The sequence below is a fragment of the Spirillospora sp. NPDC046719 genome (genome assembly GCF_040645715.1).
GTDB lineage: Bacteria > Actinomycetota > Actinomycetes > Streptosporangiales > Streptosporangiaceae > Spirillospora.
In genome coordinates this window covers 20,675-34,882 of record NZ_JBEYYT010000012.1, presented here as the reverse complement: position 1 = coordinate 34,882, position 14,208 = coordinate 20,675, and the positions used below count along the sequence as shown (strand labels likewise).

The window sequence follows — 14,208 nt, the reverse complement described above, 5'->3', positions numbered from 1 at the left end:
GAATCGTGCTCTGTGGACAACGCCGCGGTGGGACGCCGCGTTGGGGAGCCGGGTGCCAGGCTGGAAGAGCCGGGCTACCGGGAACTGATGGCCGCGGCGGTGTTGCTGCCGCGCACCCGGCACGAGGTGCGGTCCCGGGACGAGTCGGCGTGACCGGGCTACCGCTGGGAGGCGCGGCCGGACGAGGTCGCGCGAGCGAGGGCGGCGACGACGCTCGCGCACGCGTGCTCCACGGCCGCGATCCCCTTCTCCAGCGTGGAGTCGCGCTCGGACACGGCCGCGACCAGGAACAGCCGGCCGGCGTCGCGGATCAGGCCGATGCTGTTGACCGTCCAGCGCCCGTCGTGGATCCCGCGGGACAGCCAGCCGCTCTTGAGCGCGACCTGCGCCCCGTCCCCGGCCGCGGCGCTCACCCCCCACGCCTGCTCCGACGTCACGTCCGCCATCAGTCTCCGCAGGTAGCGGCGCCCGGAGGCGCGCAGGGCAGAGCGGTTGGACGTGAGCGCGGCCAGCAGCCGGACCTGGTCGGCGGCGCCGGTCGTCGTCGCTCCCCAAGCCCCGCACCGGCTCGCATCTACTCACGATCGGCTACTTCACCGGCGATCCGCTGCACGGCGTCACCGGACTCGACGGCTCGACCGGTCCGTATCGGCCGCCGCGGCAGAGAACCGCTGTACTGATCCTGTCCGAGATGGGCGGTCCGCACCCCAGGGAAGATCCCGCATCGGCGGCCCGGTGGTTGGACTTCGCGGCGACCGTGGCCGCCGCCGGGTGCAGGCTGACCGTCATCATCCCCTACCCGGAGCACAGACGCCCGGCCTGGACAGCCAACCTCAACCCCATCACCTGGGACGGATCAAACACCACCGGCGACCTCACCGATCTGACCGCGCTGCTGAGCATCGCCACCAGGATCGAACCAGAGCTCATCCGCGCGATCCGCCTCGAGCTCCTGCCAGAGCCGGGCGCGGCTGCCGAGGCCGACCTGTGGTTCTCCCCTTGGGTGGCGGCGCGCACGCCCGGGGCGATCGCGTTCTTCCCCGACGTCCTGCCGCAACTCCGCAGTCGGCTGCAACCAGACGACCAGCGCGCCCAGCGCGCCTTCGAGATCACTACCACTCTCCACCAGAACCTGACACCGGCCCTGTTGCTGGAAGAACAACTGACTGGCACAGCCTCACCGCAAACCAGGACGTCGCAGAACAAGACCTCGACACGGTTCTGCACAGCATCATCGAGGAGCACCCGCACCAGCAGCGCCTGGCGGCCGGGCTTCAGCACGCGCCAGCGCGAGCCGATCCGGCGATCAGCTCGGCCACGAAGGTACGGGTAGCGGGCGACAGATCCAGCGCAGCACGGGAGAACAACACCAGAGGCTCCTGGCAGGGCGGTTGTTTTGGTCGACTTCGCATCTACCAGGGGCCTCGCCGCGTCACCGGCCACCTCAGCCCACCGCAACCACCTTGTGACCAGCACGATCAAGCTGGAAAAGGCTCACTACTTGAGGACGGCCGTAGCGCGGGCGCCCGCTTCCTTGATCACATCCAGACAGACTGTGGTCGCGAAAGATGCCTTGGCCTGAGAGGTGGATAGCAGGATCGCGTGGTCGCTTCGCTGGCGGGTGAGCTGGCAACCATGAGTAGTTGCCCTTTCACCTCGGTCCTCCATGAGTTGGACGCGCTCTGAGGCGCCATCACGCTGTCGCACCGTGTCGCTTATCAGCTTGCGGAGGTACTTCTCCCCATCGAGGCTGTAGCGGTAGGCGCGGCAGGATTTCGGCACTTCGGCCGAGATCAGTTGCTGCGTGACCGCACCGGACAATTGCAGGATCGTCTCCTGCACAGTGATACCGCGTGCTCTGTCGGTCCACATGGCCACGGCGGCAGGCGCGGAACGGGCCTCGTCTCCGAGGTCTTGGATCCGCTTGGGGACCGACATCCACGTGAAGCAGCGTCCTAGCTCAGGAAATGCTCGCCCCCCTGCACTTGCGCGAGGATCTTCGAATAGCTTCCCGCCACTGGCCCGAAGCGGAGCAGGTCGTCCTGCCGGGCGGGCGGCATCAACATCAAGGCACGCTTCAGACGGTCGGTGCTGCTCGCCGCCGTAGGCGAGACGGACGGGGCGATACGGCTCTGGCCTTCCCCCGCGCGCCCTTCCCTCTCACCACCGAACGCACCGCCAAGAACAGGCCACTGCGGCAATCACCATCACGCCGGCGCACACACCGAACAAACGAAGCGGCATCAGGAGATCTTAAAGGAGAAGTGCGGTGGCGTCCCGCATCGTCGCCAGGCGGACGAGGTTCAGGCTATGGGCTCAGTGTCTGGCTACCGCCGGAGGTATGAAGCCAATCGGGCACCAGGTCAGCCAGAAGTTGCTCACCGGTGCGGGCCAGCTGGGCGTTCTTGGCGGCTTTGGAGCGGCGGATTCAGTACCGCAGCGTGGTCTTCGGATCCTTTGTGGTCGGGGTAGATCATGACGTGGTGCAGGCCTGCCTAGGCAAGTCCCACGCCGCCCTCCTGTTTCAGCGCGTCGAGCAGGTGGGTGATCCGAGAGGGGCCCGCCACACGTGCGGGGTAAGGTCGGCGCCATCCAGCACGCCGGCGGCGTGGCCCAAGCTTTCTGATCAGGTCACCGAGGTGGGCCGGGACGGCGTCGGCCGCCCCTCCTCGGACCGGAGGGATCCCTAGAAGAGAACCCTGCAGGGCCCGAGCCTGTTTCGAGTCACGACCAAGGTCGGAGCAGCCGACGCCATCCTTCGACCGCGTCTACTAAAGCAGCTCACCAGTCACGCCCGATCTTGCCAAATTGCAAATTCGCGTGGCAGCTTTCCGGCCACGATATTCATAATCGATGCCTGCTCAACAGAGGTCAGCCACACCTCGAAATCTACCCCATCACCAGGGAACCACCATTCTGAATAACTTTCCGTCGATGCAAGATCTTCATCCATCCGATACCTGAACTCGAATTGTATCTGAATATAGGCCTCATGTCCCCCGGAAGTGTCCACTGCTTCTAGTTGGCGTGTCACGCTCAAGACGAATGTCGGTTCAGGAAACCAACTCGCCTTGCCATATTGAAATAGATAGCCGTCAGCGTCAGACGTATCCGGTATGTCGAATTCGATGCCAGAAAACTCTCGCGCTAGTTCGACAAGTACGGTTGCAGGTGAATCAAGGTGGACGTCCGCGCTGGGGAGATTGCGAGCAATCTCGACGGCCTGTCCCAGTTGGTGTTTTATCGACATTAGAACCCCCTCCATATGCAGTGACCTGCATTAAGTTTTAGCGCCACCTGCAACAGTATTTGAGCGTAGCAGGTGGCGCTGCAGTCTATGGCCAGAAACCGCCCAGGAGTTGGTTTCTGACGTGATCAATCACGTCCAGAGCCTCGCTCCTGTTCCGTGCTCCGTCCATGAGGTAGTTTACGTAATCATAGTACTCGTTCGTGTGAATCCGAGAGTGAACTGAGAGCCCGTTAGGGTTGGGTGATGCGCTGCTACGGGGCAGCCATACACCGTTCTCTGCATCGTTCACTCCAATACCAAATTGGTCGAGTACCGATCTCGCCGGGGCAGCCTTGGGCGAGTTTCCTGCCACGATGTGGTGCGGCGAGTGAGGCGTAGCCGGCTCAATATCACCAGCGTTATTCAGAGCCTTTCTAAGCTTTTCAGCACACCCTGGTTCGGAGTTGTGGACGAGGACCGGCGCACTACCTGCGAGAACATAGTAGGTGTGGACATCGGCGACGGTGAGGTTGTGGGTTGTCTTGTGCCGAGCAGTCCAGCGCTTGGTGGCGGTGATCTGGGTGTAGGTGCCGGCGCTGGTGCGGAGCCACATGCCAGGTTGGAGGTCGCTGGCGTTGATCCACCTGTTGAGTCCCCCAGCGACCCAGAAGGGGTGGTGATCAGTTGCGATGATTGCGCCATGCTTGTGCGTACGGGTCAGCGGGTTGACTGTGTGCGGTTGGCGCTGGGTCGTCCACGACGGGCGCGGCGCTTCAGTATCGACTGTGATCTGTACGAATTTCTTGTCGCTCCGCGTGGTGATCGCGGCGAGCACCGGTTCGGCTTTGGTTGTTCCTGTGCCGGGGTCGGTGGCGATTACCTTGTCGCCGGTTTTGACGTCCTCGATGTCCTTATGGCTACCGTCGGCAAGGAGCACCTGAGTTCCAGGTATAAAACTGTTGGCTCTTCTGCATACACCCCCCGATTTTTCTATCGCTTTTCCTGTCGCACCGCCGGCCCGCGTCAGAGCTCTGAGCACTTTGCTGGGCTTTTTGAGGTGAGGAAGTAGTCTTGGGGCCCGTCGGAGCGGCTTGGCGAATTTGCCTCCGCCAGGGATGAATTGCATGGCGAACCATGCACATCCCATGCTCTTTCCCTTAGCTTTGATGCATTTTGCGGCGTCGGTGTAGTCAGTGAGCTGGTCGATGGCCCACATGCAGGCATCGCAGTTACGGCGATTGTCGACTGGCGGTTTAGGGAGGGCGTCCATGAACATCTGTTCAAATATGTTCGGCCAATTACACAGGCCGGACATGTACGCTATGGCCTTGCTGCAGTTCCCGGGAATTGTGAGGGTATGCCGTGTTGCGGGGGTTGTGGTGTGGCTGCGGTGACGCCGGTAGTAGTCCCCAGACGAGTTGCCCGATCCGCCGGACCCGCCGCCGCCGAACGTGTCACCTGAGTGGTCGTTGTTGGGTTCGGAGACCATGGTGCCGTCGGGGTCGCTTTTGGTGATGGGGCTGTTGTTGGCGTAGGTGTAGCCGTTCATCTGCTGGGGGTCGGCCTGGTCTATGAGGGGGTCGACGGAGATGAAGCGACCGGTGTCGGGGTCGTATTGGCGGGCGCCGAGCGTGGTGAGGCCTGAGGGTTGTTGGGTGCCGCCGACGAAGCCCTTGTCGTTAGGCCAGGTGGCGTCGTCGTCGAGGCCGCGGATGGCGCCGAAGGGATCGAAGCGGCGGACCGTGGATTGCAGGGTGGAGGCGTTGATCGCGACTTGGGCGGTGCCTTGGGCGTCGGCGGTGAGGTAGGTGAGGGTGCCGTCGGAGGTCCGCATCGCGACCGTCTGGCCGGCGAAGCTGTAGTAGCGGGTGCCGGTGGCGGTGGTCGCGCCAGCCAGGGCGCGCAGCTCGGTGCCGTCTGGCAGATACAGGGTTGATCCGGTGGCGTCCTTGCGGATGAGGGTGTTGCCGTCGGCGTCGTAGACGTAGCTGGTGGTGCTGCCGTTCTCGGTGACCTTGGTCAGTTCGCCTTCGGTGTCCCAGTCGAGGGTCTGGCCCGTATTGGTGGGGCTGTAGCCGATGGCGCGGGTGGTGGTGTTGCCGGCGTCGTCGTATTGGTAGGTGTCGGTGCGGTCGCCTTGGCCGCCGGTCTGCACCATCTTGTTGAGGCGGTTGCCGTGGCCGGGGTCGGCGTAGGTGTAGGTGCGGGTGGTGTCGTTCTTGCCGCCGACGCCGTGCAGGGTCTCGGTTTTGCGGTTGCCGGCGGTGTCGTAGGTGAAGGTCTGCCAGTACGGGGCCGGTCCGCCGATCAGCGAGGCGGTCGGGGCGCTCGCACAGGAGTCACCGGTTCCTTGGGTCCAGGCGTCTGTGAGGCGTTGTAGGTGGTCGTAGGTGAAGCATTGGTTGTCGACGCCGTCGAGGGAGGTGTCGGTGATGGAGGTGATGGTGCCCGCGTCGGTGTAGTGGTAGGTGGCGTTGTTGTCGGCGCCGCTACTACCCGCTCGGTTGGTGCGGACGTTGTTGAGGCGTTGGGTGCCGTGCTCGTAGCCGAATCTCTGCCAGGTCTGCTTTGCGGGGTCGGATCCATATTCCAGGACGGTGAGTTTGCCGGTGGGGGTGTAGTCGGCAGCGTTGATGTAGGTGGTGTTGCCCCTCACTAGGGTGGGGCGCTGCCAGGTGTCGTAGCCGTAGGCAATGGATTCGCCGGGGAGTCCTCCGGCAGCGGGCATCGTTTGGCCCTTGACGGTGCCGTCGGCGTTGTAGGTGGCGGTGAAGGAGTACCTGCCCTGGAGGGGCCCTTGCGAGGCGGGCACGGTGAGGAGGGACCCTTCGGGGCGTCCGAGAGTGTCGTACTTGGGGAGGCTGGTGACGTAGTCACCGTCTGCGGTGTGGCGTGTTGCCGAGGCGAGCTTGCCTTTACCGCGGGTGCCGGTGTCGTAGGTCCAGGACGCCAGAATCGGGCCGTCGGCTGCCCCGTCGTGAGTGGCGGTCTTGCGGGCCTGCCCGTCGTAGTCGGTGAAGATCTTTTTGCCGCGGGCGTCGGTGGTGGAGGTGACCTGGTCCAAGTCGTTGTAGGTGAGGCTGGTGGCGCCCTTGTCTGGATCGGTGGTGTGGATGACGCGGCCGCGCTGGTCGTAGGTGTTGGTGAAGGTGTTGCCGGACGGATCGGTGACTGAGGCGAGCTCGCCGGCGGGGGTGTAGGCGTACTTGGTGGCGTCGTAGTCACCGGTCGGCGTGGACGCCTTGTACTGTCGCTTCTCGATGACCTGTCCGCGGGCATCGGTGAGCTGTGCGGTAGGGGTCCCGCCGTTGGGCGGTGTGACCGAAACGCGGTTTCCACCGCCGTAGTCGTAGGTGGCGCGGAATAGTTCGCTGTCGGGCTGGTCGCCGTTCTCGGTGCTCAGGCTCTCGACGGTCTTGCGGCCCAGACCGTCGTATTGGGTGTGGGTCTGGGTTTCGATCTTGCCGGGGACGTCGACGCCGAACAGGGTGGCTTCGGGGGCGCCAGAGGCGGCGTAGGTGGCGTAGGTCGTGGTGACCTGGCCGCGGTCATCGTAGAAGGTGTCGGATATTAGACGACCACCGGGTCCGGGGGCTTGGACTTGGCGGGTGCGCAAGAGCCCGTCGAGAAGTTCGATCTGGGCGAGTTTCTGGTGGCCGTCGGCGGTGAGGTTCTTGCTGGTGACCGCGACGATCTGTCCGTCGGTGAAGCGGTAGGAGTATTCGTAGGTGGGGTCGTCGGTGTCCTTCTTCCGGTCGGGCAGCCACACTTTGGTGAGCCGGCCGAGCGGGTCGTAGGTCAGGTCGGTGCGCAGGTTGCCGTTGGAGACGTCCAGGCTGGTGACAGGCTCCCCCAAGGCGGGGTCGAGCTGCTGGGTGGTGGTCAGCGAGGTAGTGGAGTCTCCCGGCTTGGCGGGCGGCCCGGTCGTGGTGATCTGGGTGGTCAGGCCCTGTGTCTCGGTGTAGGAAGTGGTGGTGACATGCCCCGCGGCATCGGTGGTCTGCGTGGACCGCCCGTAGGTGTCGTAACGGGTCTCGGCTTCGGTCACGTAGGTGGCGGTGGTGCCGTTGTGGGAGGCTATCTCGTCTGTCTTGGTGACGTTCCCGATGCTCGGGCCGTCCCCGAAGCCCCCGTTGTCGTAATAGGTGCGGGTATCGGAAATGACCTGCTTGGAGCGGTCGGGTGTCGTCGAGCAGTTGACCGCGACCGTCTCGACGCGGGAGGGATAGTCGACCATCCAGCCGTCCGCGTTGTCGGCATAACTGGTCCGCGCGCACCTGTCGTCGGTGGCGGTGGTGACGTCGCCCAGGTCTTCGACCATGGTGACGCGCCCAACGCCCGGGCCAGAGTTGGCGTAGGTGTTGTTGGTCTTGGTCTGTGTCCAGCCGCCGCCGTCCTTGGCGGTCCAGGTCTGGGTGGAGCCGATGGCGGTGACGTTGGCGGTAGTAGTGCCCCATGATCGGGCTCGCGACGCGGTTTGCGCCTTCCAGGGGGTGTTGACGGTCTTGGAGTAGACGGCGCCGTCGGGCTTGTCGTACGTGACGGTCTTGAGGGGGAAGCCGGCGTAGGCCTCGTGGTCGGTGTGGGTGCCGCCCTCACCGTCGGAGACAGTGACCGTCTTGGTGCCGCCGTCCTTGTTCTTGCGGTCTCCGTCCATGCCTCGCAGGTAGAAGGTGTCGCTCTGGGTGGCGGGGTTGGCATAGGGGCCGGTGAAGGTGCGGACCTGGCCGTAGCCGCGCCATTGCGACCATGTCTTGTTCTTCTCCTTGGTCAGCCCGTCATCGTCGTCGTAGTGCCAGGCGGCGCCACCCAGGTACTCGTACCTGGTGACCATCTCCGGTGACCCGCCGGTGCGGTCGGACTGCATCACGCTGGTCACCACATATTTGTGGAACCAGTCGGTGATCGGGTCGTCCTTGCCGGGTGGTTGCCAGATCACCGGCATGCAGCGGCTGGTGTTGGTCTCCGGTGTCGGCAGGTCTGACTGAGAGCAGTTCGTTTCAGGCTTGGAGTAGCTGATGTCGATCTGGCCGCCGGATTCGTCATCGATCGCGCCGACCCGGTAGCGGACATACTTCAAGATGTCGTCGCCGACCTTGTCCAGCCGGTTGGGCAGCTGCACGTTGTGGAAGGTCACCATCGGCAGCGTGATGAACGCCCCGTCGGCGGCGTGGCCCGTGTGCTGAATGCTGGTCAGCAGCAGGTCACGTTCGATGTCGGCCTCTCCCCAGTCATGGGTGAGTGCCCAGGAATCCACCGGCCGGTATCCCGACCCGTCGGGCTTGAGGATCTGAGTGGTCACGCTGGTGAGGCGTTTGCGGGACCAGAACGTCGGTGCGAGGGTGCCGTGGGTGTCTTTGCAGTCCTGGCCGGAGTCGCAGTGCAGGTCCCAGGGGACGTCCCACCAGTAGTCCGGCTTGTCACCGATCTTGGCGGGGTCGCAGTTGAAGTTCGTGTTCGGGATGCAGCGCTCGGAGGTGTCGAAGCTGACCTGCGCGGGGGCTTTGGCGAACAGGCTGCCCTTGCGCAGTCCGTAGGAGATCGTCTGGAGATACCCGCCGCGGGTGTAAGGGGTTTCGTCCTCGGCCTTGAGGTTGCGCCCGTAGTAGTTGGTCTCCTTGGCGTAGTTGTAGACGATGGCGTTGCCAGCGGGGTCGACGACGTAGTCCAGGTTCCACCGGTAGGCCTGCTGGCACCACGAGTCGGCGAACGCCGACTTGTGGCAGGGCTCGTCATCGTCATCGCCGTACACCGGCGAGGTCCAGGTGGAGTCGGTCTCGGGCTTGCCCGAAGTCCAGCCGGGGACGCGGTTGAGGCCGAAGAAGTACTGAGTGCCGTCGGTCGTGGTGACCTTCCAGTACTCCCCATCGTTGTCGCCGTTGCCGGTTTCGGAGCTGGTGAGCTTTTCGAACTTGGTGCCGTCGTCGTCCTTAAGCCGCCAGGTGCCGTCAGCGGCCTTGATCAGCTCGCCGCCCTTGCCGTTCCAGGTGATGGTGGCGTTGTCGTACCCCCAGCACTGGTCCCCTGGGGAGTTGCCCCACTGATCCTTGGGAGCGCCGTCGTCTTCACAGGACTTGTAGCCGCGCTGGATGTATCCCGGCCACAGGTCGAACCCTTCACCGACCCAGGACGGCTGACCGTTGGTGTTGGCGGTCCGGCCGTCCACGCTTCCCGAGTTGTAGGTGACGGCGACGTTCGGTGTCAGACCGCCCGGGACGGCCGGCACCCGCATCGGGTACGACCAGGTGAAATCACCGCTGCTCCCGCCGGCCTGCCAGGTCGCCGATGCCTCCAAGGAGGTTGCCTTGTAGTCACCTTGGGATCCGGCGGAGCCGGCGGCCGCCACCAGCAGCGTCCCTACCGACTGCGTGGCCGCGGCAGGCGCGGGCGAGGGGGTGGCCGTGGTGGCGGCGGGCGCAGCGGTCACCTGCGTTGTGAGGGTCTGCTCCGTACTGTTATTGATCGTCTTCAATGGTGCCGCGAGTCGGCACTCGGGTTTGTCGGGGGTGCTGAGCGCACATGCGGGGACCTGGAAGAGCCGCAGCCGGGACCCGTAGGCGCCGCCGAACGCTTGTGAGAACTGCGAGTAGTCGAGTTCGACGCCGACCTGGCCGGCTTGAGGCTGGTCGGTGCGAGCGACCGTGAACGCCACCCCGTCCAGACCCGTCTTGGCGGCCGCGGCCCGGTCCAGTATCGATACCCGCACCTTTCCCGCAGCCTGTACCTGACTGCGGGCATCGGTGGTGGCCGCGGGCAAAACCCGCACCGGCAAAGCCCCCGCTCGCACCCCCGGCTTGCCCCCTGCGGGCGGAGCCACCTCGGTGGTGCCGGCTTTGGGCCAAACGGCCTTGGCAGCCGGGCCCGGCTTCAACGCCGAGTTCTTGCGTGGCCGGACCTTGAGGTCATGGCCCTTGACCGGATCCTCATGCTCGAGGGCGGCCGGACGCTGTGACGACGGAGCGGCCAGCGCGGGCGGCGGAGGTGAGAGCAACCCGGCGGCGACCGCGATGGTCATGACCGCGGCCACGGCGCGTGCCATCCGGGGGCGGGACAGCAGCAGGGTTCTACGGCCTGTAATCACGTCTTTCCTCCCGCGCACACGCGCCTGCACCGCCCCCGCCAATTGCGGGGCGCGATCACCATTCGTCGCCGTCGATGAGCAGAGGTCCGGGCGGGCGCACACGTTGCTGAGGTGTGGGCCGCGCATGGTGTGCGGTGTTTAGGGCCCGTTATCGGTGTCGAGCTCGATCTGCTGTCCGAGCAACGTGATCTGAATTGGTGTCAAGACCCCGCGGTACAGCCAGACGTCGTCCAGCGCGGTGGGCCAGAAGTCCGATCCGGCGCCGCTGCCTCCGAGTGCGTTGCGGCCGACCTGCAGGCCGCCGGTGCCCTTGAAGGTGTGCACGTTGCCTGTTGCCGAGTCGCCGTCCGGGCCGTTGGCCGTGGACCCGTTGATGTACAGGGTCATCGTCCGGTTCGTCGCGTCGTAGACGATCGCGATGTGATCCCAGTCGTCCTCGTTGTAGGCGGAGTTGCTGGTCAACCGCTGCGGCTTGGAGGCATCGGTGGCCAGCAGGTCGGCGTCGTTCATCTCGAGCTGCCAAGCGCCCAGATCGGCTGGTTCGGCCGCGTCCGGTAGGTAGCGGAGCGCGAACGCGTTGGTGTTCGTGCCTGGGAGTGAGAACACCGTGGCGGTCTTCTGCGGACGAGAGGCGAGGTTCTGCACCCAGCCGGTCAGGGTGAAGCTCTCGTCGGTAGACAGGGGCGGAGTATCGGTCGCGGCGTAGGCGCCCAGCCCGTCCAGCTGCAGCCCTGCCGCCGAGGCGAACGGGTCTTTGAAGCCGGCGCCTTCGACGATAGCCGCCTTGTTGTGCAGCGCCAGCGGCGGCACCGTTCCTCCATCGCGGGTCTCGCCAGGGCTGAGCGGGCTGGGCTCGCCGGTCGCCGCGTTGAGCTTCCATCGGGCTATAAGGATCGGGGCTTGCTGGTACAGGGTGGCGATCTCCGGGCCGGAGATGATCCGGTCGAAGACCTGTACGTCATCGATCATTCCCGTCCACTGGTCGGCGTTGTTGCCGAGCCACTTGCTTCGGCCGATCTGAAACCCGCCGGTGGCGTTCCACGCCGCTGGCACCGCCGCGCTGGCGGTGCCGCGTTGGCCGTTGACGTAGATCTGCAAGTGGTTGGTCTGGTCGTACACCCCGATCAGATGGGTCCAGGTGTTCAGCTCCGCTGGTTTCGCCGACACCGCTTGGTAGGAGCCGGTCTCCTCGGAGTCGGACTTCACCATCGACAGCACCCACTTGTTCAGCCCGCCGTCGTACTTGAGGTAGAAGCCGCTCTTGGACGTGCCGTCCTGGCTCAGCACGGTTCGGGTCACGCCCGCCTGGGTGAGGCGCACCCACACCGACACCGCGAACTGCTTGCTGGTGTCCAGCACCGGTCCCTCGGTGCTGGCATAGCCAGAACCGTCCAAGGCCAAGGCAGAGTGGATCTGCCCCCTGCCTCCGAAGGTCGTGCCGCCGTGGACGGTCGCGCTGATCTCCGGTTCTCCATCACGGGTCTGCGCCGCCGCAGTGGTCGAGCCCGCATCCTCATCCAGTTTGAAATGCGCCTTGGCCGGAGCGCCCTGGTTAGCCAGGAAGTTGATGCTCGCCTCTGCAGAATCCTGCCCCGATGGAGCAAGCGCCATCACGGTCACCGAGTTGGGGCCGTACCGGTTGGGAGCGAGCTTGATGGTCTGCGCGGCACCGGCGGTGGTGGGCACCGTCATGAGCAGGGTTTGGTTGAGCTTGACCTCGTACCGGTCGGCGACCTTCTGCGGATCGGTGATGGTGAACGACCCCACCTGCCCGACGCCACCGTGCCACTGGTCATCATCGGGGTAGTCGGTGGAAGTGATGGTCGGCGCCGGTTTGGCCGGCTCGTAGATGAAGTAGCAGGCCGGCGCCGACCCGGTCGATGACCAGGGCCCGTACTGCTCCCCGTCCCACGCCCGCGCATGCCAGCCGATAAGGGTCTTCTCCGGAATCGTGCTCGGCATAGTGGCGTGCCGAGGAGTACCGGTCTTGGCCGGCGGCGCGATCAGCCCCGATGTCCACCGTTGCACGAAGCCCTTGCCGTCACCGGTGTCCCAGTAGGCGGCGAACTCCGGCTCGACCTTGTTGGCGTCCTCGTCATCGGGGTCGAAAAACAACCCGTTGAGCGTCGGCACCTTGTTGATGACGACCGGCTTGCTCTGGGGCCCGCATCCCCCGCCCGGCGTGGTAGTCATCGTCTGGTAGTCGGGGGTCGACGGCGGGTTGTTGTACTGGATCGACAGGTAGGCGTCGTCGGAGAACCGCTTCCACCAGTCCATCGTCGACTCGCTGTAGGCCTTCAACCCGAAGGTGATGTCGCCGTAGCCCTTGTTCAACGCCGACTGCACATGCTGTTGCAGCAAAGACCCGCCGAACTCCACGGCGGTACTCGAGCAGTGCGCCACATCACGCGAGTCGAGATGCTCCCCCCAGGCACCGCCGTCGTTCCAGGAGCCGACCGTATTGTTCCAGGTGGCGTACGACTTCAACTGCAGGGTCCGCCACAGCTGGATCGAGGTCGGGTTCTTGCAGTCATAGGCGCCGGTCTCAAAAGCGGTGAACTCCACCGACTGGACGTAGCGTCCCTTCAGTGATGGCAGCTTGACCTTGTAGAACAGCCGCTTGGTCTGGTTGATGACGCAGTTGCCGTCCTTGGCGACCTCGCAGCGCCCGACGCCCTCGGTCGACTTGCCGTTGAACTGGTGGTAGCTCTGGTTCGGATACCCCGACGACACCATTCCCCAGTCGGAGGCCTTTGTGGCGCCCCACACCGGGTCGATGTACACCGGGAACGTGGTGTCCGCCGCCGTCAGCAGGTTCTGGTCGGGAGACAGGGTGAGCTTGCCGTCGGCAACCGCGACCTTCACCGGCGCGCTCTTGGCGCCCTCCGCGGGCCCGTCACTGGTGTCCATGGCACGTGCCTGCGGTGTTGTCGCCGTCGGCGATCCCTCGCTGGGCACGTCGGCCTTGGTGGAGTCCCACATCATCGGCGACGGCGCATCGAACACACTCATCCCTGCAGGCGTCTTCGCGGTCAGTACCCCGCTGGCCGCCTCCTGCGCCACCGACAGCCCCGGAGCCGACAGCGCCAGCGCCAACTGCGCGAGCCGCGGATCCTTGGCAGCATCGGCGGTCTTGACCACCAGAGTGTGCGCGAACCCGTCCGCCTGCGCCCGCAACTGCAGATCGACACCGTCCCCGAGCACACCCTTGTAGGTGGCGGTGTCACCGTCGAGAGTCGGCTCGGGCAGCGCCTGCGGCCATGTCAACGCCAGCTTGCGGCCAGCCCGCGTCATCTGCACCATCGGCCCGCTACCGCCCCCGGAGAACGTCAGCCCGACCGCCGTCGCGGCCGGGACGATCGCCTCGTCAGAGCGGCGCAGGGTGGTGTCGATATCAGCCCACGTGCCGTCCTTGCGGGTGCGGATCGGCTGAATGTGCTGTTCGATCTCCATGCGCCCATTCGGAAGCGCCCGAACCGTACGGCTTTCACCCCGTTCAGCCAGCACCTCTACCGGTTCACCCGATGTCTGGGCCGCCTTGAAGGCCTGCTCTTCGGTCGCCGCCGCCTTGGGGGCGGCTTCCTCGGCGTGGGCGATCGGCGCCGAGGTCACGCCCGGGATCTGCAACAGGGCGGCGACCATCAAGCACGCCAACAAACTGGCTGACCATGCAGAACACCGCAACACCAGCAATCTTGAACCAGACGCACGGCGACGCGCAGCACTGAAGGCACGAGGGCGCACAAAGACCCCAAGGGCATAAAGGACGGATAAAGCTCCCTCAAGGTAAACGGTTAGTTAACCTTCGTAAAGATGCCCAGTGATCTTCCTTTTTGTGATCTAGATCACTGCTCTTGTGCGTAGTCCAACGTCACCGTCGAAGCGTCGTCTAATCCAC

At 65.0% G+C, this 14,208-nt stretch carries 6 protein-coding genes and 1 pseudogene; 2 read left to right on the top strand and 5 right to left on the bottom strand.

The genetic code is table 11. From position 1 onward, the window contains the following. Positions 1 to 27 precede the first annotated feature (27 nt). On the top strand, positions 28 to 153 hold the full coding sequence (locus tag ABZ914_RS03895) for a hypothetical protein (RefSeq protein ID WP_500191465.1): 126 nt from the start codon (positions 28 to 30) through the stop codon (positions 151 to 153). A gap of 5 nt (positions 154 to 158) precedes the next feature. Here ABZ914_RS03895 and ABZ914_RS03890 read toward each other — a convergent pair. Further along, a pseudogene (locus ABZ914_RS03890) lies at positions 159 to 533 on the bottom strand (serine hydrolase); the annotation flags it as partial. A 158-nt stretch (positions 534 to 691) separates the two neighbouring features. Here ABZ914_RS03890 and ABZ914_RS03885 point away from each other — a divergent pair. Continuing rightward, positions 692 to 1,333, top strand: coding sequence for a hypothetical protein (locus ABZ914_RS03885; protein ID WP_500191464.1), 642 nt, complete (start codon positions 692 to 694; stop codon positions 1,331 to 1,333). Positions 1,334 to 1,497: 164 nt separating this feature from the next. Here the strand turns inward: ABZ914_RS03885 and ABZ914_RS03880 are convergent, their stop codons facing one another. The 4 genes from ABZ914_RS03880 to ABZ914_RS03865 all read right to left on the bottom strand — a co-directional run bounded on the left by ABZ914_RS03880 (position 1,498) and on the right by ABZ914_RS03865 (position 13,952). Beyond that, positions 1,498 to 1,842 (bottom strand): hypothetical protein, encoded by a 345-nt coding sequence (locus ABZ914_RS03880; protein ID WP_500191463.1) that lies wholly within the window; start codon positions 1,840 to 1,842, stop codon positions 1,498 to 1,500. 946 nt (positions 1,843 to 2,788) lie between these two features. Next, entirely contained in the window at positions 2,789 to 3,250 is a 462-nt protein-coding gene (locus tag ABZ914_RS03875) for a hypothetical protein (protein WP_500191462.1), read from the bottom strand. A gap of 85 nt (positions 3,251 to 3,335) precedes the next feature. Beyond that, on the bottom strand, positions 3,336 to 10,268 hold the full coding sequence (locus ABZ914_RS03870) for an RHS repeat-associated core domain-containing protein (RefSeq protein WP_500191461.1): 6,933 nt from the start codon (positions 10,266 to 10,268) through the stop codon (positions 3,336 to 3,338). Positions 10,269 to 10,448: 180 nt separating this feature from the next. Next, positions 10,449 to 13,952 carry a LamG-like jellyroll fold domain-containing protein gene (locus ABZ914_RS03865; protein ID WP_500191460.1) on the bottom strand — a complete coding sequence of 1,168 codons (3,504 nt, stop codon included), beginning with the start codon at positions 13,950 to 13,952 and terminating at the stop codon, positions 10,449 to 10,451. Positions 13,953 to 14,208 lie beyond the last annotated feature (256 nt).

Excerpts from the sequence above, each read along its gene's own strand:
- ABZ914_RS03870 (WP_500191461.1), bottom strand. The coding sequence starts at position 10,268 with ATGGCACGCGCCGTGGCCGCGGTCATGACCATCGCGGTCGCCGCCGGG.
- ABZ914_RS03865 (WP_500191460.1), bottom strand. The coding sequence starts at position 13,952 with ATGGTCGCCGCCCTGTTGCAGATCCCGGGCGTGACCTCGGCGCCGATC.
- ABZ914_RS03875 (WP_500191462.1), bottom strand. The coding sequence starts at position 3,250 with ATGTCGATAAAACACCAACTGGGACAGGCCGTCGAGATTGCTCGCAAT.
- ABZ914_RS03885 (WP_500191464.1), top strand. The coding sequence starts at position 692 with ATGGGCGGTCCGCACCCCAGGGAAGATCCCGCATCGGCGGCCCGGTGG.